This window comes from Xinfangfangia pollutisoli, assembly GCF_020179405.1.
GTDB lineage: Bacteria > Pseudomonadota > Alphaproteobacteria > Rhodobacterales > Rhodobacteraceae > Pseudogemmobacter > Pseudogemmobacter pollutisoli.
The window spans coordinates 58,749-83,348 of record NZ_JAICBZ010000002.1 but is presented as its reverse complement, the minus strand read 5'-3'; the positions used below and the strand labels follow the sequence as shown (position 1 = coordinate 83,348).

At 67.4% G+C, this 24,600-nt stretch carries 18 protein-coding genes; 4 read left to right on the top strand and 14 right to left on the bottom strand.

The features are described 5' to 3' along the window. The first annotated feature begins 94 nt into the window (after positions 1-94). Positions 95-2,566 (top strand): penicillin acylase family protein, encoded by a 2,472-nt coding sequence (locus K1Y73_RS01375; protein WP_225026117.1) that lies wholly within the window; start codon positions 95-97, stop codon positions 2,564-2,566. Positions 2,567-2,599: 33 nt separating this feature from the next. Here the strand turns inward: K1Y73_RS01375 and K1Y73_RS01370 are convergent, their stop codons facing one another. From K1Y73_RS01370 to dusB, 11 genes are all read right to left on the bottom strand, one after another. Beyond that, positions 2,600-4,321, bottom strand: coding sequence for a methyl-accepting chemotaxis protein (locus K1Y73_RS01370; RefSeq protein WP_225026116.1), 1,722 nt, complete (start codon positions 4,319-4,321; stop codon positions 2,600-2,602). Between the two features lie 40 nt (positions 4,322-4,361). After that, positions 4,362-4,943, bottom strand: coding sequence for a hypothetical protein (locus tag K1Y73_RS01365; protein WP_263626455.1), 582 nt, complete (start codon positions 4,941-4,943; stop codon positions 4,362-4,364). 89 nt (positions 4,944-5,032) lie between these two features. Continuing rightward, positions 5,033-6,346 (bottom strand): GTPase HflX, encoded by a 1,314-nt coding sequence (gene hflX, locus K1Y73_RS01360; protein WP_225026208.1) that lies wholly within the window; start codon positions 6,344-6,346, stop codon positions 5,033-5,035. Positions 6,347-6,387: 41 nt separating this feature from the next. Continuing rightward, positions 6,388-6,621, bottom strand: coding sequence for an RNA chaperone Hfq (gene hfq / locus K1Y73_RS01355; protein ID WP_225026115.1), 234 nt, complete (start codon positions 6,619-6,621; stop codon positions 6,388-6,390). A gap of 182 nt (positions 6,622-6,803) precedes the next feature. Continuing rightward, entirely contained in the window at positions 6,804-8,318 is a 1,515-nt protein-coding gene (locus K1Y73_RS01350; protein ID WP_225026114.1) for a potassium transporter TrkG, read from the bottom strand. 3 nt (positions 8,319-8,321) lie between these two features. After that, entirely contained in the window at positions 8,322-9,698 is a 1,377-nt protein-coding gene (trkA, locus tag K1Y73_RS01345) for a Trk system potassium transporter TrkA (protein WP_225026113.1), read from the bottom strand. Positions 9,699-9,775: 77 nt separating this feature from the next. After that, positions 9,776-11,191 (bottom strand): nitrogen assimilation response regulator NtrX, encoded by a 1,416-nt coding sequence (ntrX, locus tag K1Y73_RS01340; RefSeq protein WP_225026112.1) that lies wholly within the window; start codon positions 11,189-11,191, stop codon positions 9,776-9,778. Next, positions 11,188-13,467, bottom strand: a complete 2,280-nt coding sequence (locus K1Y73_RS01335; protein WP_225026111.1) for a sensor histidine kinase NtrY-like — start codon at positions 13,465-13,467, stop codon at positions 11,188-11,190. Before K1Y73_RS01335 ends, ntrX begins: the two co-directional genes overlap by 4 nt. 64 nt (positions 13,468-13,531) lie before the next feature. Further along, positions 13,532-14,899, bottom strand: coding sequence for a response regulator (locus K1Y73_RS01330; protein ID WP_225026110.1), 1,368 nt, complete (start codon positions 14,897-14,899; stop codon positions 13,532-13,534). 3 nt (positions 14,900-14,902) lie between these two features. Further along, complete coding sequence (locus tag K1Y73_RS01325; RefSeq protein ID WP_225026109.1) at positions 14,903-16,003, bottom strand: two-component system sensor histidine kinase NtrB; 1,101 nt, start codon at positions 16,001-16,003, stop codon at positions 14,903-14,905. After that, entirely contained in the window at positions 16,000-16,977 is a 978-nt protein-coding gene (dusB, locus tag K1Y73_RS01320) for a tRNA dihydrouridine synthase DusB (protein WP_225026108.1), read from the bottom strand. The genes K1Y73_RS01325 and dusB overlap by 4 nt, the downstream gene beginning before the upstream one ends. 179 nt (positions 16,978-17,156) lie before the next feature. Between dusB and K1Y73_RS01315 the strand changes: the two genes are divergently transcribed. Genes K1Y73_RS01315 through K1Y73_RS01305 form a run of 3 tightly spaced genes read left to right on the top strand, consistent with a single transcriptional unit; the run spans position 17,157 to position 19,263 of the window. Next, positions 17,157-18,281, top strand: coding sequence for a bifunctional 2-C-methyl-D-erythritol 4-phosphate cytidylyltransferase/2-C-methyl-D-erythritol 2,4-cyclodiphosphate synthase (locus tag K1Y73_RS01315; RefSeq protein WP_225026107.1), 1,125 nt, complete (start codon positions 17,157-17,159; stop codon positions 18,279-18,281). Then, positions 18,278-18,781, top strand: coding sequence for a phosphatidylglycerophosphatase A family protein (locus K1Y73_RS01310; protein ID WP_225026106.1), 504 nt, complete (start codon positions 18,278-18,280; stop codon positions 18,779-18,781). Before K1Y73_RS01315 ends, K1Y73_RS01310 begins: the two co-directional genes overlap by 4 nt. Next, on the top strand, positions 18,772-19,263 hold the full coding sequence (locus K1Y73_RS01305) for a CinA family protein (protein WP_225026105.1): 492 nt from the start codon (positions 18,772-18,774) through the stop codon (positions 19,261-19,263). Before K1Y73_RS01310 ends, K1Y73_RS01305 begins: the two co-directional genes overlap by 10 nt. 212 nt (positions 19,264-19,475) lie before the next feature. Here the strand turns inward: K1Y73_RS01305 and K1Y73_RS01300 are convergent, their stop codons facing one another. The 3 genes from K1Y73_RS01300 to guaB all read right to left on the bottom strand — a co-directional run bounded on the left by K1Y73_RS01300 (position 19,476) and on the right by guaB (position 24,499). Continuing rightward, positions 19,476-21,749: a hybrid sensor histidine kinase/response regulator gene (locus K1Y73_RS01300; protein WP_225026207.1), complete on the bottom strand. Its 2,274-nt coding sequence runs from the start codon at positions 21,747-21,749 to the stop codon at positions 19,476-19,478. A gap of 151 nt (positions 21,750-21,900) precedes the next feature. Further along, a complete protein-coding gene (locus tag K1Y73_RS01295) occupies positions 21,901-23,049 on the bottom strand; it encodes an RsmB/NOP family class I SAM-dependent RNA methyltransferase (RefSeq protein ID WP_225026104.1) in 1,149 nt (382 codons plus the stop codon). Between the two features lies 1 nt (position 23,050). Next, a complete protein-coding gene (gene guaB / locus K1Y73_RS01290) occupies positions 23,051-24,499 on the bottom strand; it encodes an IMP dehydrogenase (RefSeq protein ID WP_225026103.1) in 1,449 nt (482 codons plus the stop codon). Positions 24,500-24,600: the final 101 nt, after the last annotated feature.

Below are 24,600 nucleotides of genomic sequence, written 5' to 3'. Positions count from 1 at the left end.
GATCTTCTCCTGTCTTCCATTTCGGTGATTTGCGCATCGCGCCGCGATCGACTACGAACCACCCCCAAGCCCCAAGGTCAAGCCGAGCCCGCCCATGTTCACCCTGTTCCGCTGGCTGATCCGCATCGTCTCCGGCCTTCTGCTTCTGGGCGTGGCGGCGGTGCTGGTCCTGTACTGGTTCCTGTCGCGCTCGCTGATCGACTATAATGAAAGCTTCACGCTGAACGGCATTTCGGCCCCGGTCGAGATCGTGCGCAACAACGATGCGGTGCCGCATATTTTCGGCAAAAGCGACGCAGATGTCTATTTCGCGCTGGGCTTCGTGCATGCGCAGGATCGGTTGTGGCAGATGACCATGCTGCGCCGTACGGCCCAGGGGCGGCTGTCCGAACTGTTCGGCCCGCCGACGCAACAGGTCGATGAACTGGTCCGGCGGCTGGATATGTACGGGCTGGCCCTGGCCTCGGTGAAGGCCCAGGATGCCGAGACGATGACGGCGCTGACCGCCTATTCCGCGGGCGTCAATGCCTGGATCGAACAGGTGAATTCGGGCGCCCGCGGGCGGGGTGCGCCGGAATTCTGGCTGTTCGAACCCGAGATCGCGGCCTGGGCGCCGGCGGATTCGATCGCCATCATCAAGCTGATGTCGCTGCAATTGTCATCGCATGTGCAGGACGAGGTGTTGCGCGCGCGCCTGTCGCTGCTGCTGTCGCCCGAACGGCTGGCCGATATCCTGCCCGATGATCCGGGCCAGGCCATCGCCGCCCTGCCCGATTATGCAGCACTGGTGCCCGGCGTTGCGCCGGATGCGCGCAAGCTGGACTTTGCGCTCGGCCCGTTTTCGCCGGTGGCGGAACCGGGCATGGCCGGCGCGTCGAATGCCTGGGCGGCGGCGCCCTCGCGCTCGGCCGCGGGCGGGGCGCTGCTGGCGGGCGACCCGCATCTGGGCTTTACCGCGCCGTCAATCTGGTATCTGGCCCGGCTGGAGTTGCAATCGGGCGGCGTGATCGGCGGGACGATCCCAGGCGTGCCGGTGGTGATGGTCGGACGCAGCGAGAAGATGGGCTGGGCGCTGACCACCGCCTATCTCGACGATCAGGATCTGGTGATCGAGAAGCAGAACCCCGAAAACCCCGAGGAATATGCCCTGCCCGACGGCAGCTGGGCCAGGTTCACCAGCCGGCAGACCATTCTGCAGGTCAAGGGCGCGCCGCCGGTGACGCTGACGCTGCGCTGGTCGCGCAACGGGCCGATCCTGTCGCCGAAACTGTACAATGTCGGCACGGTGACCCCGCCCGGCCATGTCGCCGCCCTGTCCTGGACCGCGCTGTCCGATCAGGACACGTCGATGACCGCGGCGATCCATCTGATGAAGGCGCAGACCGTGGCCGAGGCGATGGAGGCGGGGCGTCTGCATGTGGCGCCGGCGCAGAATCTGATGCTGGCCGGGCCCGATGGCATCGCGATGCAGGTGATCGGCCACATGCCGGTCCGCGACGCCGCGCATCCCAGCCAGGGCCGCCTGCCCTCGCCCGGATGGAATCCGGCGGTGGGGTTCAAGGGCATGTTCGACTATGCCGAGAATCCCAGTTTCCTGAACCCGCCCTCGGGTCTGCTGGGCAATACCAACAACAAATCGGTGGACCGCCCCTTCCCGCTTCACGTCTCGTTCACCTGGGGCGATACGATGCGGATCCAGCGCTGGCTGACGCTGATGAAATCGCGCGGGGTCCATACGCGCGAAAGCTTCATCGAGGCGCAGACCGATACGGTCAACCCGACGGCGCGGCTGCTTTTGCCGCTGATCGGCGCCGATCTGTGGTTCACCGGCGAGGCCGCGCCCGAGGGCACGCCCGAGGCTTTCCGCGAGCGGGCGCTGAAGCTGCTGGCGGAATGGAACGGCGAGATGAACGAGCATATGCCCGAGCCGCTGATCGCCGAGGCCTGGCTGCGGCGGCTGCAGGACCGGCTGATCCGCGATGAGCTGGGGCCGATGGCCGATACATTCACCCATCCCGACCCGGTGTTCCTGGAGCGGGTGTTCCGCAATACCGATGGCGCCGGCATCTGGTGCGACGTGATCCAGTCGGCGGCGGTCGAAACCTGCACCGATATCGCCCGCATGGCGCTGGACGAAGCGCTGCTGCGCCTGTCGGAAACCTATGGGCCGAACATCGAAAGTTGGCGCTGGGGCGATGCGCATCAGGCGGCGCAGGATCACCCCGTCCTGGGCAATATCCCGGTGCTGCGCTATTTCGTGAACATCCGCCAATCGACCTCGGGCGGGGATGACACGCTGCTGCGCGGACGCACCAAGGGCGAAGGCGAAAACCCCTATCTGAACGTGCATGGCGCGGGATATCGCGGGGTCTATGACTTCGCCGATCCGGATTCCTCGGTCTTCATCGTCTCGACCGGCGAATCCGGCCATCCGCTGAGCCGGCATTACGACGATCTGGGCGAGTTGTGGCGGCGGTCGGAATATATTCCGATGTCGCTGGATCCGGCGCTGGCGCGGGGTGCTGCGGTGGGGATCATGCATCTGACCCCAGCCGGTGGCGGCTGAGATCCGGGTACCGACAGGCCCTGCGCCGCGCCATCATGACGCGCGCCGCAAGGCCGGCGCCGCGGCTTCGGGCTTGGTCTCGGGCAGCTGGAAGCGGCCGACCAGGCCAACCAGCGCCTCGCTTTCGCCGCGGATGCCACGTTGGGCGCCCGCCATCTGCTCGACCATGCCGGCATTCTGCTGGGTCACCTGATCCAGCTGGGCCAGGCCCTGGCTGATCTCGCCCAGCCCCGCCGATTGGGTGCCGATCGTGCTGGCCAGACCGTCGGCCAGACCGGCGACCGCAGCCACCTCGTCGCGGATCCCGCCAAGCGCGGCGCCGGTGCGGTCCACCAGATCGACGCCCTTCATCACCTCATCGGCCGAACCCTGGATCAACTCTTTGATTTCCCTGGCCGAGTCCGAGGTGCGTTGGGCCAGGGCACGCACTTCCGAGGCCACGACCGAAAAGCCCCGCCCCGCTTCCCCCGCCCGCGCCGCCTCGACCCCGGCATTCAGGGCCAGAAGATTGGTCTGGAAGGCGATGTCGTCGATCACCCCGATGATGCGGGAAATCTGCTCGGAACTGCTGCGGATCCCGGCCATCGCCAGAACCGCCTGCTGGACGATGGTCTGGCTGTCGGCCGCCTGGGCCAGGGTGCGGGCGACGCCTTCGGCGACTTTGCGGGTATCGTCGGCCGCCTGGCGGACCGATCCGCTCAATTCCTCAATGGCCGCGACCGATTGTTCCAGCGTGGCGGCCTGGTTCTCGGTCCGGCGCGACAGATCGTCGGTCGAGCGGCTGATCCCGTCCGTCCCGCCGCGGATGCGCGCGATCGCCTGGACCACCGCCCCCAGCGTTTCGCAAAGCCGGCCTGCCATGCCGTTCAGATCGCGGCGCAGGGCTTCGTAATCGGGCGGAAATTCCTCGGCGATGCGCTGCGCCAGATCGCCCGCGGCCAGCTGGTCGAGCGCCGCACGCAGCCGATCGACCACCCGGGCCTGGTCGGCCTGCGCCTGGGCGCGGGCCAGATCGGCCGCTTCCGCCGAGGCAAGGCGGCTGCGCAGCAGATCAAGATCGCGGGCCAGCGCGCCGATCTCGTCCCGCCGGGCGGTTTCGGGCACCGGACTTGCATAGTCGCTTTCCGCCACCGCCCGGATCGCCTGCCCCACGCGCTGCAGGGGCTGGCTGATCGTGCGGCGCAACAGCCAGGCCGCGCCGACCGCCAGCGCCAGAAACAGCGCCAGCGCCTGCAATCGGCTGATCAGCAGATCGTGGTCGATCTGGGCCTGAAGCGGCGCGTCGGTCCATTCGACCACCAGCGCGCCCAGCGGCGCGCCATCCTTGCCGCGGATCAGCTGCGCCAGCGTCAGCCCATCGGCCGAGGCCTGGGGCGCGTCGCCGGCAAGGGCCGCTTCGGCCAGGCCTTTCAGCGGCGCCGCCAGGTCTTCGTCCGAGGCGGGCAGCACGGCGATGGTGCCGGCCTTGGCATCCACCGCCAGCGCCCGCAATGCAGTGCCGGCATTGCGGTCGAGCAGCGGCTGGACCAGCAGTCCCACATCCGCGGCCTTGCGGAACTTGACCGCCGCGGTCAGCGACTCGGCCAGCGTTTCGGTCGCTTCGCCGGCAAAGCGCAGCAGCCCCTGCCGCGCCAGATCATCGGCCAGGCGGCCGCCCTGCCAACTGAGCAGCGTCGCGACCACGGCCGCGGTCACCGCCGAAATCCCGACGGCCCGCAAGAAGACCGAGCCACCACCAAGACCGCCCTGGGCCATCTGTCACCCCGATTCCTGAAAGGAAAAGCTCTGCCGCGCCTTACATCAGCGAATCGGCATCGACCCCCACGGTCAGCATTCCGACCGCCTGGCCGCTGGCCGGATCGACCACGGTCACCGAAATCTGGCCCTGATAGCGCTGGGTCGATTCATCCAGCTCCACATCCGAGATATGGGCACCGTCCGGGGCGGGATAAGTCTTGGTGAACTTGTCCTCATCCCCCTGCCAGTAATCCGAGGTCGGATCGGTGGCCGCGACATTCAGCCCCTTGGCATCGGTGATGAAGGCTTCGGTGATCGCGCCACCCGACTCGGCCACGCGCGCCCGCAGGAATTCGGCCGCGGGGTTGTTCAGCACCCCGCCCACCAGGGCCGAATCGGCCGCGCCCAGTTCGGCCGCCCATTGCTGATCCAGCGTGTCGATCTTGGTCTGATCATAGCCGGCGGTCACCCCGTTCTGCGCCACGATCGCCGCGACCAGCGCCGGGTCCGAGGCCCAGGCGGCGATATGGTCGGTCCGGTAGGCATCCAGCGCGGGGGTGAATTCATCGGCCGCGCGACCGGAAGGCGCGGACAGCGCGATCAGCAGGGCGGCGGCGGGCAAGGCGGCAAGGCGGATCATGGGCTGGTCCTGTTGGCTGTTGAAGGGGCGGGCACCGATGGCACCGCCCCCGCAGCCTGAGGCCCGAAGCTTTCTTCCGGGTTAAGCCTTCAAATTGAGCGGAATCTCTGCGCCTGCCGCTCGGTCCAGCGCACGGTGACGCGCCAGCCCTGCTCGCCGGTCTCTTCCGCCAGCACGATGCCCTGACCATGCAGCCAGGCATGTTTGCGGCCTTCGGCAAAGGGCAGATCCAGCACTTCCTCGCGCCGCTCTTCATCCAGTAGCCCGGCGATCCGCGCCAGCAGGGGTGCGATCCCCTCGCCGGTCAGGGCCGAGACCGGCATCACCTCGGGCCGCTGCGCCGCCTGGGCCTGCAAGGCCTCGCGCCCGGCCGGATCCATCAGATCCAGCTTGTTCCAGACCTCGATCTGCGGGGTGGCCGCCGTCACGCCCAGACTGGTCAGGATCTCGGCCACATCGGCGGCCTGTTCGGCCGTCTCGGGATGGCTGATATCGCGGACATGGCAGATCAGATCGGCCGACAGAACCTCTTCCAGCGTGGCGCGGAAGGCCGCGACCAGCTGGGTGGGCAGGCCCGAGATGAAGCCGACCGTATCGGACAGAATGATCTTGCGCCCCGGCGCGCCGCTTTCGCCCGGCAGCGTCACGCCGCGCATCGTCGGATCCAGCGTGGCAAACAGCATGTCCTTGGCCAGAACCTCGGCCCCGGTGATCCGGTTGAACAAGGTGGACTTGCCGGCATTGGTGTAGCCCACCAGCGCCACGATCGGGAACGGCACCTTGGCGCGGGCGGCACGCTGCAATTCGCGTGTGCGAACAACACGTTCCAGCCGCCGCTTCAGGCGCACGACCTGATCGTCGATCGCCCGACGGTCGGCCTCGATCTGGGTTTCGCCCGGGCCGCCGACAAAGCCGAAGCCGCCCCTCTGGCGTTCAAGGTGGGTCCAGGCCCGCACCAGACGCGAGCGCTGATAGCTGAGCGCCGCCAGTTCCACCTGCAACACGCCTTCGCGGGTGCGGGCCCGGTCGGCGAAAATCTCAAGGATCAGGCTGGTGCGGTCCAGAAGCTTGACGCCCAGTTCCTTTTCCAGATTGCGCTGCTGCACCGGGCTGACCGGCCCGTCGACCAGCACCAGCTCGACCGCGTCGGCCTTGATCCGCGCCTTCAGCTCTTCCAGCTTGCCCGAGCCGAACAGCAGGCCGGGATGCACGCGCGGCAGGCGCACCACCTCGGCCCACAGCACATCCAGCCCCGGCAAAGCGGCGGCCAGCGCCACCGCCTCGGCCAGCCCATGTTCAGGCAGCCGTCGGGTCTGGCGGGCACGGGTATCGGGATGCAGGACAATCGCCCGCGTCGGCTGGGCGGACGTGTCGAAGCCCCGGCCTGCGCGGTCAAGCGGCAGGTCGAAGCCGTCGTCCTCCTCCTCGTCTGGAAGATCGGAAATCAGTCTTCGCCTTCATACAGGTTGATCGGCCCGCCCGGCATGATCGTCGAGATCGCATGCTTGTAGACAAGCTGCGACTGGCCATCCCGGCGCAGAAGCACGCAGAAATTGTCGAACCAGGTGATGACGCCCTGCAGCTTCACCCCGTTGATCAGAAAGATCGTCACCGGAACCTTCTGCTTGCGGACGTGGTTAAGGAATGCGTCCTGCAGATTTTGCTTGTCGCCAGCCATTTTTCTTTTGCCTTGCGCTTCGCCGCGTTGACCGCGGGCTAGTGAACGGATCGTCTGACCTACGGGGTGAGGCAGCGGAAAGACCCCCGCTTGCCCCACATGCCGGCGTCTCGGACAATATTATGCGGGATTCGCGCGGTTACCAGTCGAAAAGATCAGTCTAAGCCACAGGTGTTGCGGAACTATCGCCGCCAGCCCCCCGGCGCCAGAAGCGCGATCAGGGCCAGCGTTTCCAGCCGGCCCAGAATCATCGCCGCCCCCAGAATCAGTTTCACCGGATCGCTGAGCCCGGAATAGAGGATGGGATCCAGCGAGGCGACGCCCGCCAGCTGCCCGGTGGTGGTCAGGCCCGCGATGCCCAGAACCAGCGCCGTCTCGAAGGCCAGACCGGCCACGGTCAGCGCCGCCATCACCAGCGCCACCGAAATCGCGAACAGCATGAAGAACACCCAGGCCTGATAGGCGCCCTCATAGCGCAACCGCCGTTCTGCCGCGCCGCCGCCGCCAATGGAATTCGGATGGATGATCCGCTCCAGCTCGCGCTGACCATGGCGGAACAGCGCATAGACCCGCAACAGCTTGACCCCGCCCGCCGTCGTGGCCACCCCGCCGCCCAGGATCGCCAGCGCCAGCAGCAAAAGCCCCGGTGCGCCCAGACCCGACCAGTCGCGCGCCGACGACCAGTAGGCGCTTTCATAGCCCGTGGTGGTCAGGAACGACAGCGAGGTGAACATCGCCCCCCAGAAGGCGCGCAGGAAGCTGCGCAGCGAGGACAGATCGCCGGTCTGCACCTCGCTCATCAGATGGCGCAGCAGCAGGACCAGCACCACCACGACGACCAGACCCGCGGCCAGCCGCAATTCGGGGTCGCGGCGCAGCGCCTGGGCCTGGATCTGCGGCGATTGCAGCGGCATGGCGCGGCGGGTGATGGCGAAGATCAGGAAGCAGAACATCAGAATCTCGCCCGGCAGGCCCGAGCCGGTGACCGACAGGCCGACGCCCGCGGTGATCCCGCTGGTCGACAGCGTGCCCATGGCATGGACCAGCGCCAGCAGCCCATCCTCGCCCGCGATCAGAAGTCCGATCCACAGCGCCAGCGTCAGCCCGGCATAGACCGGCAGGATCGTCGCCGTATGCCGCGACAGCCGCAGCGCGGGGTCGGCCAGCCGGGCGATCTGCATCACTCCCTGCCCGCTGCGCCCCGGCGCCCGGCCCGACAGAACCTCGGCCCCGCCCAGATTCAGCGGCGCCAGCACCGCCGAGGCCGCCAGCAGGATGAAGAAGCCGCCGAACCAGCCGCTCATCGCGCGCCACAGATGCACCGAGGGCGGCAGACGCCCTGGCTCGTAGACCGAAGCGCCGGTGGTGGTGAAACAGGACAGCATCTCGAACCAGGCATTCGAGAAACTCGTATCCGGCAGCGCCAGATCCAGCGGCAGCGCCATGGCCAGCGGCAGAAGCAGATAGGCCCCTGCCAGCGCCGCCAGCTGGCCCTGCACACCGATGCGCGCCCGCATCTGCCTCGTCGCAAGCGCCAGCATCACCGCCAGAACGCCCAGCACCAGCCCGGAATAGAAGAAGGCCTGCGCGACATGGTAATGGCCCAGGATCACCGCATGCGCGGCCGGCAGCCAGGCGGCCAGGCCCAAAGTGCCCAGCAGCACCACCAGCAGCGGATATTCCGACAGGCGCGGCATGGCCTAGAAGAAGTCGATCGAGACCTGCAAAAGGCGCTCGACCTCTGGCACGTCCTTCGACATTGCAAACAACGCGATCACATCGCCGGCCTCGATCCGCAGATCGCCGGTCGGCTTCATCACCCGGTCGCCCTTCATCACCGCGCCCACCAGCACACCTTCGGGAAATTCGATGTCGCGGATCAGCCGCCCCGCCAGGGGCGAGGTCGACAGGACCTGCGCCTCGATCATCTCGGCCTCGGCATCGCCCAGCGAATAGACGCCGCGCACCCGCCCGTGCCGGATATGGCGCAGGATCGAGGAAACCGTGGTGGCGCGCGGGTTGATATAGGCGTCGATGTCCAGGGGCGCCATCAGGGGCGCCAGCGTGGGGTCGTTGATCAGGGTGATCGCCATCTGGCAGCCCGCTTGTTTGGCGCGGACCGAGACCAGGAGATTGGTCTTGTCGTCATCGGTCACCGCCAGAACCGCATCGGCCCGGTCGACCGCGGCTTCCAGCAGCATGTCCATGTCCATCCCGTCGCCGTTCAGCACGATGGTGCGCTCCAGCCCGTCGGCGGCGTTTTCCGCGGTCGTGCGGTCCTTTTCGATCACCTTCGCCCGGATCCGGTCGGTCCGTGCCTCCAGCGCGCGCGCGACGCCCAGACCCACATTGCCGCCGCCCACGATCACCACCCGCTCTTGCTTGCGGTTCTTCTTGCCGAAGATTTCCAGGCAGCGGGTCACGTCTTCGGAATGGGTGAAGACATAGATATCGTCCTCGGCCAACAGCTGGTCATCGGCATCGGGCGCCACCAGACGCCCGCCGCGCCGCAGCCCCACCACGATCGCCCGCAGGGTCGGGAAAAGGTCGTTCAACTGGCGCAGGGGCGTGTTCAGAACCGGGCAATCCGCGTCCAGATGCAGGCCCAGCAGCTGCGCCCGCCCGCCCATGAACACTTCGGTATCGAAGGTCGAGGGCGCCGCCAGCCGCTGCAGCGCCGCCTCGGCCACTTCACGCTCGGGGCTGATCACCACGTCGATCGCCAGCCGGTCCAGCGTGTAAAGATCGGACCAGGCGGTCTCAAGGTAGGATTGGTTGCGGATCCGCGCGATCTTGCGGGTGACGTTGAAGGCCGACTGCGCGATCTGGCAGCAGACCATGTTCACCTCGTCGGAATGGGTGGCCGCGATGATCATGTCGGCATCGCGCGCGCCGGCCTTCTCCAGCACATCGGGATGGCTGGCAAAGCCGACAACGCCCCGCACATCCAGCGTTTCCGTGGCGCGGCGCACCAGATCGGCATTCACATCGACCACGGTGACATCGTTCCGTTCCCCGGAAAGATGGCGGGCAATCTGCCAGCCCACCTGCCCCGCGCCGCAGATGATCACCTTCATGCGCTGTCCCTTCGCGGCCCCGTCACCCCGCCTGTTTCGCAGATCGGCAATGCAGGGTCAAATCCGCCCCGGTGCGATCAGAGATCGCCCTCGTCCTCGCCATCATCCTCGAAATGCGCCGAGCGGCCACCGGCCTTCGAGGTGGTCACCACCCCCAGCGATTTCAGCTTGCGATGCAGGGCCGAGCGTTCCATGCCGACGAAATTCGCGGTGCGGCTGATATTGCCGCCGAAGCGGTTGATCTGCGTCAGCAGATATTCCCGCTCGAACAGCTCGCGCGCCTCGCGCAGCGGCAGGGTCGCGACCATGCCGCCCAGCACCATCCCGTCGCCCGCCGCGGCCTGCGCCTCGGTGCCCGGCAGTTCGCGCGCCTCGATCAACCCGCTGGATTCGCCAAGGATCAGAACACGTTCGATCACGTTCCTCAGCTGGCGCACATTCCCAGGCCAGGCCATGGTCTGCAGCATCGCCTCGGCCTCGGCGCTGAAGCTGCGCGCCGGCAGGCCCTGGCTGCGATGGAACCAGTCGACGAAATGCCGCGCCAGTTCGGGAATGTCGTCGCGCCGGTCGGCCAGGGCCGGCACCGCGATCGGCACCACATTCAACCGGTCGAACAGTTCCTGCCGGAACCGCCCGGCCCGGATCTCGGCCGTCAGATCGCGCGAGGTCGACGAGATCACCCGCAGATCGACCCGCACCTTGTCGGTGCCGCCGGCGCGGGTGAACTGCTGCTCGGTCAGGACGCGCAGGATTTTCGACTGCGTTCCCAAGGGCATATCGGCCACTTCGTCGAAATAGACCACGCCGCCATGCGCCTGCTCCAGCAGCCCCGGCTCGACGCCGCGCTCGGTCGTCTCGCGGCCGAACAGCACTTCTTCCATGCGTTCGGGCTCGATCGAGGCCGAAGACACGCTGATGAACGGGGCGGCGCCGCGGCTGGAATTCGCGTGAATGAAGCGCGCCGCCATTTCCTTGCCCGATCCGGGCTGGCCGGTCAGCATCACCCGGCCGTTGGACTTGGTGACCTTTTCAAGCTGCGCTTTCAAGGCTTTGAAGGCCGGACTTGAACCGATCATGTCAGATTGGCTGACGTCGCGGCGGCGCAGTTCATGGTTTTCGCGCCGCAAGCGGCTGGTTTCCATCGCCCGCGCAACAACGACCGTCAACTGGTCGATATTGAAGGGTTTTTCGATGAAGTCATAGGCGCCCTGCTTGATCGCGGCCACCGCGATCTCGATATTGCCATGCCCCGAGATGATGATGATCGGGATATCCGGGTTGTCGCGCTTGGTGGACTTGAGGATGTCGATCCCGTCCATCCGGCTGTCCTTAAGCCAGATGTCCAGGATCATCAGCGCTGGCGGATCGGCGTTGACCTCTGCCATGCAATCGTCGGAATTCCCAGCCAGTCGAACGACATAGCCTTCATCCCTCAGAATGTCCCCGATCAGCTCGCGGATGTCCTTCTCGTCATCGACGATCAGAATGGTCATGCCTCACCCCCCTGGCTCTGCGGCCCGATATTGCGCCCCATCCGGCGTTTGGCGAGCCGCGGCAGGCGGATCTCGGCCATGGCGCCGGCATGGGCATTGCCGGGAAAGACCGGCGCATCGACCAGCGCCAGCGTCCCCCCGTGTTCCTCGATGATCTTCTTGACGATCGGCAGGCCCAGGCCCGTGCCCTTGGCGCGCGTCGTCACATAGGGTTCGAACAGCCGCGACCGGTCGGCCGGCAGGCCGCACCCATTGTCGGCAATGCTGATCAGACTTTCACCATCCTGCATCTCAAGCCGGATGCGGATTTCGGGCACATGACCATCAGGTGCGCCTTTTTCCTGCAAGGATTCAATCGCTTCACCGGCGTTCTTTATCAGGTTTGTCAGCGCCTGGCTGATCATGGTCGCATCCAGATCCATCACCATCGGGCCTTCGGGAATCTCGGTTTCGAAGCGCACGCCGGGCTGGCCCGCCTTCTGCAGCGTCACCGCATCGCGCAGGATCGCCACCAGATCGGCCTCGCGCCGGTCGGGTTCGGGCATGCGCGCGAATTTCGAAAACTCGTCAACGATGCGCCGCAAATCATTGGTCTGACGCACAATGACATCGGTCAGCGCGTCAAGTTCGGCCGGTTCCCGCACTTCGCCGCGGAATTTTCGCTTCAGCCGTTCGGCCGACAGCGCGATCGGGGTCAGCGGGTTCTTGATTTCATGCGCGATCCGCCGCGCCACATCGCCCCAGGCTGCCATCCGCTGCGCCGCGACCAGATCGGTCACGTCGTCGAAAGCCACGACATAGCCTTCCAGCCGGTCTTCCTCGGAGCGCCGTTCCGACAGGCGCACCAACAGGTTTTCCAGCCGCCCGCGCCGCGTCAGCCGGATCTCTTCTTGCGCCGCAACATCAGCATCGTCGCGCAATCGTTGGAACAGGTTCGAAAATTCCGGTACAACCGCATCCAGAGACTGGCCATGCGGATCCCCCGTCACATCCAGCAGCCGCATCGCGGCGCGGTTGGCGAAATCGACATTGCCCGCCGCATCCAGGCCGATCACCCCGGCGGTCACGTTCGACAGCACGGAATCGAACAGCCGCCGCCGCCGCTCGGTCTGGCGATGGCTGTCCATCAGCGCCTCGCGCTGTCCCTTCAGCTGCCGGGTCATCTGGTTGAACAGCCGCCCCAGCATGGCGATCTCGTCATCGCCCTCTTCCTCATGCACCTGCACGTCCAGATCGCCGCCGCCCACCCGCTGCGCCGCCCCCGCCAGCCGCCCGACCGGCCGCGACAGCCGTTCGGCGAACCACAGGCCCAGCCAGATCGCCGCCAGAATCAGGATGATCGCGAAGGCGATGTAGATCAGGCCGAAATTCAGCAGCAGCCGGCCGCGTTCGGATTCCAGCTGATTGTACAGCTGCACCGTTTCCTGGGTTTCATCCAGCAGCGACAGGATCGAGCCATCGACCTTGCGGCTGACGTAAAGGTAGCGATCGGGGAAGGCCTCAAGATAGACCAGCGCCCGAAACTCGTTATTGTCCCAATCCTCGATCAGCAGCGGCTGGGCGCTGTCCCGCGCCTGGGCCAGCTGCGCCGCCGTCACCGGCTCGAACCCGAACAGATAGGACCGGTCGCCTCGGGTCTTCAGCGTGCCCGAACCGTCCAGCAGATAGGCCTCTTTCAGCCCGCGCTGAATCAGCTCTTGCCCCTGGCTCAGCAAGGGGCGCAGTTGATCGTCGCGCAGGAAGAAGGTCTTCTGCTTGGCCAGGTTCAGATAGGCCGCCAGCGCGATCGTGTCTTCGGTCAGATCATGGCGCTGCTCGTCCTCATAGGCGCGCGCCGCCGACAGCGACGATCCGACGACCGAGCGGACCCGGTCGGAGAACCAGCCCTCAAGCCCCAGATTGACCGACAGAACCGCGAAAACCGCCACCAGAACCGTGGGCACCAGCGCCACCCCGGCGAAAACGCCGGACAGGCGCAGGTGCAGCCGCGATCCGGCCGATTGGCTGCGCCGGTCGGCGATCATCCGCGCCACGCGCGCCATGACCAGCGCCGCGATCAGCAGCACATAGACCAGATCCGCCAGAAGCGTCAGGCGCAGCTGCGGCGAATTCGCGCCCTGGGCAAAGGGCCCCAGCGCCAGGAAGGTCGCAACCACAAGGACAGGCCCCAGAAAGACCAGACCCAGCGTCATGGCCGTCTGCACCCGCCGCTGCCGGCGCAGACGCGACAGCCTGACCCAGACGTCCCGCCTTAGATTGCGATCCAATACCGTCATAAATCCGCAACATCTTGTGGCCTTCGGGGCATGTCCCCGCGCTGCCACGCTTGATGTTGCGGTTTTACATCAGCTTGCGCCGCCGTGTCACGCGGATATCGAGATCGGTGATCTTCTTGCGCAAAGTATTGCGGTTGATCCCCAGCAGATCGGCACATTTTGCCTGATTGCCGCCGGTCGCATCCAGCGCAATCTCGATCAGCGGCAGTTCAACTTCCTTCAGGATGCGCTGATACACGCCCGGAGGCGGCAATTGCCCGCCATGCAGATCGAAATAGCGCTTCAGATGCCGCGCCACGCTGGCCGACAGCTTCTCGCCCTCGATCCCGCCCTTCAAGGGCTCGGCCGCGGGCTGGCCGCCCAGCACGCCCTCGATTTCCGGCTTCGAGATCTCGGCCTCGGCCGAGGTGACCAGCAGCCGCCGGATGGTGTTTTCCAGCTGCCGCACATTGCCCGGCCAGGAATAGGTGCGCACCATTTCCCGCGCCTCGGCAGACAGCCGCCGGACGGTGCCGAAATCGCGCTCGCCCTTCTGCAGGAAATGTTCCGCCAGCAGCGGAATATCCTCAACCCGTTCGCGCAAGCTGGGCACATGCAGCGTCACGCCGCCCAGCCGGTAATACAGATCCTGGCGAAAGACGCCCGCATCCATCCGCCCGGCCAGATCGACCTGGCTTGTCGCCATGACCCGCGGCGCCTTGTCGCCCAGCATGTCCAGAAGCCGCACCACCCGGGCCTGGGTGTCGTCGTCGTAATCGGCGACCTCGTCAAAGACGACCGAGCCGCCGCGCGCCCGCGCGATCAGGCTGGCCGGGCCCTCGACGCCCTGCAGATCGGCCGCCTGGGCCACGATGAAGGGCAGCGTCCGCCGATCCGAGAAGTCATGGATCGCCCGCGCGATCAGGCTTTTGCCGGTGCCCGATTCCCCGGTGATCAGCACCGGAATATCGGTGTTCATCACCCGCGCCACCAGCCGGTACAGCGCCTGCATCGCCGGCGTGCGGCCGACCAGCGGCAGATCCTCGCCCACATCGCCCTTGACCGGCGCGGCCGGTTTCGGCGCCCGGCGCTTCTGTTCCAGCGCCCGCGCGCTGCGCTTCATCAGGTCGGGCAGGTCGAAGGGTTTCGGCAGATAATCAAAGGCTTCGGCCTCGGCGGCCTGGATCGCGGTCATGATCGTGTTCTGCGCCGAGATCACGATCACCGGCAGGCCGGGCCGCATCTTGGAAATCCGCGGCAGCGAATCCAGCCCGTTTCCGTCGGGCATGATCACGTCCGAGATCACCAGATCGCCCTTGCCCTCTTCCACCCAGCGCATCAGCGTCATCAGCGAACTGGTCGCATGCACCTTGCAGCCCGCCCGGGTCAGCGCCTGGGTCAGCACCGTGCGGATCGTGCGGTCGTCATCCGCGACAAGAACGGTTCCGTCCATCGGTCAATAGTCCTTCCGTTTATCCTTGGGCGCCATGGGCAGGGAAATACGGAACGCGGTGCGCCCCGGCACCGATTCCACTGAAATCCAGCCTCCGTGATCGGAGATGATCTTCGAGACCAGCGCGAGCCCCAGCCCGGTGCCGTTCTCGCGCCCCGAGACGAAGGGTTCGAAGATCTCGGCGGCGATATCGGGCGAGATGCCGGGCCCGTCATCGATGATCTCGATGTTCAGGGGCAGCGCCGCGGGCGGTGCATCCTTGCGGCGCACCCGCAGCGACAGATCGTAGAAGGTGCGCAGCCGGATCGTGCCGCCCTGCGGGCCTGCCGCTTCCGAGGCATTCTTGATCAGGTTCAGGAAGACCTGCATCAGCTGGTCCGGATCGGCCCAGGTCGGCGGCAGCGAGGGGTCGAAATCCTCGACGATCGCCATATGCGCGGCAAAGCCCACCATGGCGGATTTGCGGGCACGGTCCAGCGCGTCATGGATGTTCACCGCCCGGCAATCCGGCGGGCGGACATTGCCGAACTGCTCGACCTGCTCCAGCAGCTTCACGATCCGCCGCGTCTCTTCCACGATCAGATCGGTCATCTCGCGGTCTTCGGGGCTCAGGCTCATCGACAGAAGCTGTGCGGCGCCCGAAATCCCGGCCAGCGGGTTCTTGATTTCATGCGCCAGCATCTCGGCCATGCCGATCGCCGATTTCGCCGCCGATTTCGCCCCCAGGGACCGGCCCAGCCGATCGGCGATTTCACGTGGCGACAGGATCAGCAGGATGATGCCCGGATTGTCATGCATCGGCGCGATATGGATCGTGCATTGCACCGGGGCGCGTTCGCCGGTCGTCACATCGACATCGTTGATGTTCAGCGCCGATTGGTTGGCCCGCGCCCGGCTGAACGCCTCTTCCATCGGCGCGTCGATCGACAGGCGGTCAAAGGCGGGCTGGCCCTGCAAGGCACGCGCCGAGGCGTTCATGAAGGCTTCCGCCGCGGGATTGGCCTCGACGATGCGGCCGGCCTCGTCGATCAGCAGCGAGGGCAAGGGCAGCGAGGCCCAGATCACCCCCGGCACCGGATAGGGCGAGCGATAGGTCGGGCTCATGCGGCCACCTCGGTTTCGGCAAAGGCCTCGCGCAGAAGTCGGATCACCTGCGCCGGATCGGTCGAGGTCAGGATCGCGTCGCGCGCCTGATCCAGCCCGGCTTCCTCAAGATACCAGCCCAGATGCTTGCGCGCGCAGCGCAGGCCCAGCTCGCGGCCGTAAAACCCCAGCATGTCCTCGTAATGGCCGATGATCATCTCGGCCAGCGCCAGGCCCTGCGGAATCGCCGGCGCGGGCCGGCCGTGCAAAGCCGCCGCGATCTGCGCCAGCCGCCAGGGCGCGCCCTGCGCACCGCGCCCGACCATCACCCCATCGGCCCCGCTGGCCGCCAGGGCCGCCTGCGCGGTCTGCGCATCGACGATGTCGCCATTCGCGACCACCGGGATCGACAACGCCTCTTTCACCGCCCGGATCGCCGCCCAATCGGCCCGGCCCTTGTAGAACTGGCAGCGCGTCCGGCCATGGATCACCACCATCTTCACCCCCGCGCCTTCCGCCCGCCGCGCCAGGTCGGCCGCGTTCAGGCAGCTGTCATCCCAGCCAAGCCGGGTTTTCAACGTCACCGGCACCTCGACCGCGCCCACCACCGCCTCGATCAGCGCCAGGGCCAGATCCAGATCGCGCAGCAGCGCCGAGCCGCACAGGCCCGTGGTCACCCGTTTCGACGGGCAGCCCATGTTGATGTCGATGATCTGCGCGCCCTGCCCCGCGCACCAGCGCGCGGCCTCGGCCATCAGCGCCGGATCGCGACCCGCCAGCTGGACCGCGGTCGCGCCCTCGCCAAAGCCCAGCTCGGCCCGCGCCCGCGCCTCGGGCCGGTCGCGCAGCACCTCTTCCGAGGCCACCATCTCGCTGACCACCAGGCCTGCGCCGAAACGCCCGACCATGCGGCGGAACGGCAGATCCGTGATGCCGGCCAAGGGCGCCAGCAGGACCGGAGGGTCGATCGTGTAAGGGTGCAGACAGAAGGCCACTTGCGTTCCCGATTGCCTTTTTGCTGTGCGCTCGCCTCTGGGTTAGCGCTGACAAGGGCGGCATACCACAATGTCGCAGCGGATTTGTGACCGATTATCAGGCATCGCACAAATATTATGCAGCATCGCCGGGTTTCTGGACAGATTGTCAGCCGCGGCGCGCTGACCTAGGAAGAGCCATGCAGACCCATGTCATCATCGTTGCCGCCGGTCGCGGCAGCCGCGCGGGCGGCGACATCCCGAAACAATGGCAGATCCTGCGCGGAAAGCCCGTGCTGGCCCATACGCTTGCGGCCTTTGCCGGCTGGCCGGTGACGCTGGTCATCCATCCCGATGACCGCGCCCGGGCCGAGGCGCTGTTTCCCGGCCTGCCGCTGGTTCCGGGCGGCGCCACGCGCAGCGACTCGGTCCGCGCGGCGCTGGAGCAGCTGGCGGAGAGCGGTGTGACGCGGGTGCTGATCCATGACGGCGCGCGTCCGCTGGTGTCCCGGGCGCTGATCGCCCGGCTCAGCGCGGCGCTGGACCGGGGGCCGGCCGCGGCGCCGGCGCTGGCGGTGACCGATGCGCTTTGGCGCGGCGCGGCGGGCCGGGTGACCGGCACCCAGCCGCGCGACGGGCTGTTCCGCGCCCAGACCCCGCAGGCCTTCCATCTCGCCCAGATCCTGGCCGCCCATCGCGCCCATGGCGGCGCCGCGGCCGATGATGTCGAGATCGCCCGCGCCGCGGGGCTTGACGTCCAGATCGTCGAGGGCGAGGAAGACAATCTGAAACTCACCTGGCCCGGCGATTTCGCCCGGGCCGAAGCGATCCTGAAAGGCCGCGACGTGGATATCAGGCTTGGCAATGGTTATGACGTGCATGCCTTCACCGAGGGCGATCATGTCTGGCTTTGCGGTGTCAAGATCGCCCATACGCGGGCGCTTCTGGGCCATTCGGATGCGGATGTCGGCATGCATGCGCTGACCGATGCGATCTATGGCGCGCTGGCCATGGGCGATATCGGCCGGCATTTCCCGCCCTCGGATCCGCAATGGAAGGGCGCGGCCTCCGAGATCTTCCTGCGCCATGCCGTCGCACTGGCCGGCGCAAAGGGCTATCGCATCTCGAATTGCGACGTGACGCTGGTCTGCGAGCGGCCGAAGATCGGCCCGCATGCGGCCGCAATGCAGTCCGCGCTGGCCGCGATCATGGGGCTGGATCCCGACCGGATCAGCGTGAAGGCCACCACATCCGAGCGGCTGGGCTTTACCGGGCGCGAGGAAGGCATCGCGGCGCTGGCCACTGCGACGCTGGTGCAGCCATGAGCCGCGCCGTCGCCACCGTGCTGGGGATCGGGCATCTGCGCCCGGCTTCGGGCACCTGGGCCTCGGCCGCGACGGTTGCGGTTGCGGTGGGGCTGTACCAGGCGGGGCTGGCGCTGGCCGTGCCGGTTTTGTTCGTGCTGGCGGTGCTGGCGGGGTTCTGGGCGGTGCCGCGCTATCTGGCCGGGCGCGGCGACACCGACCCGTCCGAAGTGGTGATCGACGAGGTGGCGGGCCAGTTGCTGGCGCTGTGCTTCACCGTGATCCCGCTTTGGCGCCATGACGTGGCGGATCTGGCGCTGGCGGCCTGGCCGGGCTGGGTCGTGCCGTTTCTGCTGTTCCGGCTGTTCGACATCTGGAAGCCCTGGCTGGTCGGGCGCGCCGACCGCCGCCACGATGCGGCCGGGGTGATGCTGGATGACCTGTGGGCGGGGCTGTTTGCCGGCCTCGGCTCGGCCGCGCTGGCGGGGCTGTATCACGGGGCGATCGAGCCATGGCTCTGACCAAGGCAGAACAGATCCTGGCCGAACAGATCCTGGCGCGGGCCCGGTTCTGGGGCCTGCATCTGGCCACGGCGGAAAGCTGCACGGCCGGGCTGGTGGCTGCGGCTCTGACCGATCCGCCCGGGGCCTCCGAGATCTTCGATCGCGGCTTCGTCACCTATTCCAACGCGGCGAAGATCCAGATGCTGGGCGTGCGCGCCGAAACCCTGACGGCCTATGGCGCCGTCTCGGAACAGGTGGCCGCGGAAATGGCCGAAGGCGCCCGCGCCGCGGCGGGGGTGGAGCTGGCCGTGTCGATCACCGGCATCGCCGGGCCCGGCGGCAGCGAACACAAGCCCGAGGGTCGGGTCTGCTTCGGCCTGGCGCGCGACGGGGTGTCGGTCTTGACCGAAACGGTCGAATTCGGCGCCCTGGGGCGCGATGCGGTGCGGCGCGCAGCCCGCGACCACGCGCTGGCGCTGCTGCTGGCCGCGCTGGACTGACGGCACCCTTGCTGCGTGCGCCCCATGGGGCCGCGCCCGTACCGAAGCCGCGCGCCGATCTTGCCCCACCCGCGCCCAGACCGCTGGCCGCAAGGCGCGTGTGGCCTGCCCTGCCGGCGCGAAAGGTCCAAGGGCATCGCAACCCGGGTCACGCCCCGGCAAGGCCCGATCCGCAGGCGCCCCGAAGGGCCCGGCCCGTCAACACGGCCGCGTCAATGCAACTGGCCCTGAACCGTCGTTGTCAGATCGCTCAGCGAGAAGGGCTTGGCCAGAAATACCGAATTCGGGATCCGCGCCTGATCTTCGGCAAAGGCTTCTTCGGCATAGCCCGACACGAAAACCACCTTCACATTCGGCCGGTTTTCCAGCGCCAGCCGGACCCAGGACGGGCCATCCATCCCCGGCATCACCACATCGGTGACGAAAATGTCGACTTCCAGCTTCGGATCTTCCAGCGTCTTCAGCGCAGCCTCGGCATTCTCGGCCTCAAGCACCGTATAGCCCCGCATCCTCAGCGCCCGGCTGGCAAAGGCGCGCACCGGCGCCTCGTCCTCGACCAGCAGAACCACGCCCTCACCCTTGCGGGCGACCAGCTTCCGCGCCTCTTCCCCCTGCACCGGCGTTTCCGCTTCGGACGGCTCATGCACCGGGAAATACAGCTCGAACGTCGTGCCCCTGCCGACTTCGCTTTCGACAAAGACATAGCCGCCCGACTGTTTGACAATGCCATAGACAGTGGACAGGCCCAGCCCCGTCCCCTCGCCCACGCGCTTGGTGGTGAAGAACGGCTCGAAAATCTTGTCCAGCCGGTCGGAGGGAATGCCGCAGCCGGTGTCGCTGACCCGGACCAGCGCATATTCGCCGGCGGGAATCAGCACCCGGCCGCGCGGCTGCGGCGCATCCATCGCCACCGCCTCGGTCTGGATCTGGATCGCCCCGCCCTCGGGCATGGCGTCGCGCGCATTGACGACCAGATTCATCAGCACCTGTTCCAGCCGGCGCCGGTCGGCGCGGATCGGGCCCAGCAGAGGATCATGCGTCAGTTTCAGCGCGATCTTCTCGCCCACCAGACGGTTCAGCAGATGGGTCAGATCCGACAGCACATCCTGCAGATCCAGCCGCACCGGCTTCAGCGTCTGCTTGCGCGAGAAAGCCAGCAACTGGCTGACCAGTGCCGCGGCGCGGTTGGCGTTCTGGCGGATCTGCTCCAGGTCGGAATATTCGCTGTCTTCGCGCCCGTGCCGCAGCAGTAGCAGATCACAATGCCCCGAGATCGCGGTCAGCAGATTGTTGAAATCATGCGCGATTCCGCCCGCAAGCTGGCCGATCGCCTGCATCTTCTGGCTTTGGTTGAACTGCGCCTCCAGCTTTTTCAGCGCCGATCCGTCCGACAGGATCGCCAGCGCGCCCACGCGCCCCCGCTCGACGATGCGGCGCAGCTGGACCTGGACGAAATTCTCCTCTCCGCCGCGCCGGACATGCAGAACCTCGGCCCCCGCCGGCAGGCGTTCCTCGATCACATCGGCCAGCCAGTCGCCGACCGGGCGGCCCAGATCCTCGAACAGGTCGTGAATGGACACCCCGGCCAGCGAGCCTTCGCCCAGAAGATCGCGCGCGGCCCGGTTGGCGCCGCGCAACAGCCCGTCTGCGCCGAATTTCATCAGCGCGACGGGCAGGTTTTCGTAATCGGTCGGCGCTTCATCCGCCTCCTGCTGCGCCGAGGCGGGCAGAAGAAAGATCTCGCGCCGGTCGCCCACACCGTCGACCTCGGCCAGAATGGCGCGGATCGGCCCCTCGGCCGACTGGACCTGCACCTCTTCGCCCGAAACCAGCCGCTGCTGCAGGAAGATACGGTCCAGCCGCTTGGGTCTTTCGCCCAGCAAGCGCCGCATCGCCTCGTTCGAGAACAGGACGACGCCGGATTTGTTGGCCACGACCATCGGCAGGCTCAGCCCCTCGGCCCCGCGGCCGGTGGGGCTGCGGTCCTGAAATTCTTCCAGGCGCCAAAGAAAGCGCTGGGGCGCGACCCGATGCACCGAAAGCCGCAGATGCCCGCGTCGGGTGACCACATCCTCGCGCGCGGCGCCCAGATTGGCGGCGCGCGATTGCAGGCGGAACAGGACGGCCGAGGGCGAGGCGAATTGTTCATGCAGCGCCCCCACCAGCGTGGCCGAGGCGGTTTCGCCGAAACGGGCCTGGGCGGCGGCGTTGCGATAAAGGATCTGGCCCAGTTCATCCGTGGTGAAACAGGGCGAGGCATCGTCGCCCACCAGCGATTGCAGCTGCGCGCCCAGCCGCGCTTCGCGGCGGCGGTCGGACAGCGCCACCAGCCGCAGCGCCAGCGCGACCAGCGCCAGGGCCAGGCCACCGCCCGTCAGCACATAGCGCAGGGTCGGGTCGCCGGTCGCATAGGCCAGGCCGAAAAGCACCGCGGCGCCGGCCACAAGCCAGGAGGCCCGGCGCGACAGGTTGCGCGCCGTCGACATCACCGCCCTGATTTCCTGATCGGCCCCGATCACCCAATCCTCCGTCCGGGGGATTCGACCCCCGTCTCCATAGACCGCGCAATTCGTTAACCCCGACTTAACCGCGTCCGAATTTCCCCGGCAAGCGGCTTGTAGGGCGGCGAAGCGGGGGTCAGGCGGCGGTCAGAAGGGCGACAAAGAACCCGTCGCCGCCCTGCAGGGGCGAGAAGCGGCGCGTCAGCCGGCAGGACCAGCCGGAATGGCGGGCCAGAAAGGCCTCGACCGCCTGCTCGTTTTCCTCGCGCAGGAAGGAACAGGTCGCATAGGCCAGCGTTCCGCCAGCCGCGACCATGGCCGCGGCCCGGTCAAGGATGCCGGCCTGGATCCCGGTCAGCTCTGCCAGCCGGTCGGGCGTCAGGCGCCATTTCCCCTCGGGGTCGCGGCGCCAGCTGCCGGAACCGGAACAGGGCACATCCGCAAGGATCAGATCGTAAGGGCCAGTTCTTTCAGGGTTTTCCGTCAGGGCGACCTTCAGTCCAGCCCGCGCGGCCCGGGCCGGAAGATCGGCCATCCGCCGCGGCGCGATGTCATGCGCCACCAGCCGCAGCGGTGCGCGGGCGCCCATGGCCAGCGTCTTGCCGCCGCCGCCCGCGCAAAGATCCAGCACCTTCAGGCCCGGCGCCAGCGGCAGCGCCTCGACCACCGCCTGGGACGAGGCGTCCTGCAATTCGACCAGCCCCTCGGCATAGGCGGCCGAGCGTTCGATCCTGCGCGCGCCCTCGGTCACGGTCAGGGCGGCCTCGGCCAGTGGATGCGGCGCGGCGATGATACCCTCATCGGCCAGCCGTTCCATCGCCGCCGCGCGCGCGATCCGCGCCAGGTTGACGCGCAGGGTCACCGGGGCGCGGTGGCGCATCGTCTGGGCCACCGCGGCGAAATCTTCGCCAAGCGCCGCCCTGAGGGGCGGCTCCAGCCAGTCGGGAATGTCAAAGGCCTCGGCCCCTTCGGGGGCCCGGCCCGGCTCGTCCCCAACCGGCGCCGGCCCGTGGGCCGAGCCGTCGAACCACAGCGCCGGGTCGATCCCGGCCGCGCGTGCCGCACCCAGGATCAGCCCGCGCCCGGTCATCGCCCCGCCCAAAGCGGCAAAGCTGCGCCGGCAGCGCAGGGCGTCGAAGACCAGATCGCGCACCGCCGCCCGGTCACCCGAGCCGGCATAGCGCGCGCCCCTGGCCCATTGGGTCAGCGCCTTCTCGGCCGGCTCTCCGGCCAGGCTGCAGTCCAGAACCGCGATGGCCGCGGCCGCCCGCGCCGCCGGAACCATCTCACATCACCCGGTAATTCGGGCTTTCGCGGGTGATCTGCACGTCATGGACATGGCTTTCCTTCAGCCCCGCCCCGGTGATGCGGACGAACTGGCAGTTCTTGCGCATCTCCTCGATCGTGGCGCAGCCGGTATAGCCCATGGCCGCCCGCAGACCGCCCACCATCTGATGCACCACCGCCTGGGCCGAGCCCTTGTAGGGCACCTGGCCCTCGATCCCTTCCGGGACCAGCTTGTCCGAGGCCGCATCCTTCTGGAAATAGCGGTCGGCCGAGCCGCGGGCCATAGCGCCGATGCTGCCCATGCCGCGATAGGCCTTGAAGCTGCGGCCCTGCCACAGGATCACTTCGCCCGGCGATTCATCGGTGCCGGCGATGGCCGAGCCGACCATGGCACAGCTGGCGCCCGCGGCGATGGCCTTGGCGAAATCGCCGGAATACTTGATCCCGCCATCGGCGATGACCGGAATATCCCCCGCGGCGCGGGCCGAATCCATGATCGCGGTCAGCTGGGGCACGCCCACGCCCGCGACGATCCGCGTGGTGCAGATCGAGCCGGGGCCGATCCCCACCTTCACCGCATCCGCACCGGCACCGATCAGCGCGCGGGTGGCCTCGGCGGTGGCCACATTGCCGGCCACGACCTGCACCGTGTTCGACAGCGCCTTGATCCGCTCGACCGCGCGGGCCACGCCTTCGGAATGGCCATGCGCGGTGTCGATCACCACCATGTCGACGCCGGCCTCGATCAGCGCCTGGCTGCGTTCAAAGCCCGCATCGCCCACGGTCGAAGCGGCGGCCACGCGCAGCCGGCCCAGTTCGTCCTTGCAGGCATGCGGGTTCAGGACCGACATTTCCGTGTCCTTCAGGGTCAGCAGGCCCGTCAGCACGCCGGTCCCATCGGTGACCAGAAGCTTCTCGATCCGCCGCGCCTTCATCAGGCTGATCGCCTGGGCCCGGTCGATCGGCTCTTTCAGGATCGCGAGGTTTTCCGAGGTCATCATCACCGAAACCGGGGTGCGATCGTCGCTGGCAAAGCGCATGTCGCGGTTGGTCACGATGCCCACCACCCGGCCATCGCCGTCCACCACCGGAAATCCGGTGATGTTGTAGCGGTCCATCAGCAGCTTGGCATCGGCCAGCGTCTGATCGGGGGTCAGGGTGATCGGCTTGTAGACCACGCCGGATTCAAAGCGCTTCACCCGCCGCACTTCGGTGGCCTGCTGTTCCAGATCCAGGTTGCGGTGGATCACGCCAATGCCGCCGGCCTGCGCCATGGCAATCGCCATGCGCGCCTCGGTCACCGTGTCCATGGCGCTGGACAGCAGCGGAATGTTCATGCGGATGGATTTGGTGACAAAAGTCGCCGTGTCGGCATCGGACGGCAGAACGCTGGACGCTGCCGGCACCAGAAGTACATCGTCGAAGGTAAGAGCCTCGCGAATCTCCATGGGTCACTCCTCGGGGATCATCGTTTGGCGGTTCCCTGTTTCACCTTGGCCGGCCGGGCGCAAGGGAAAAGCGGCGCCCCGGGGTTGAAAGCCGGCCCCCC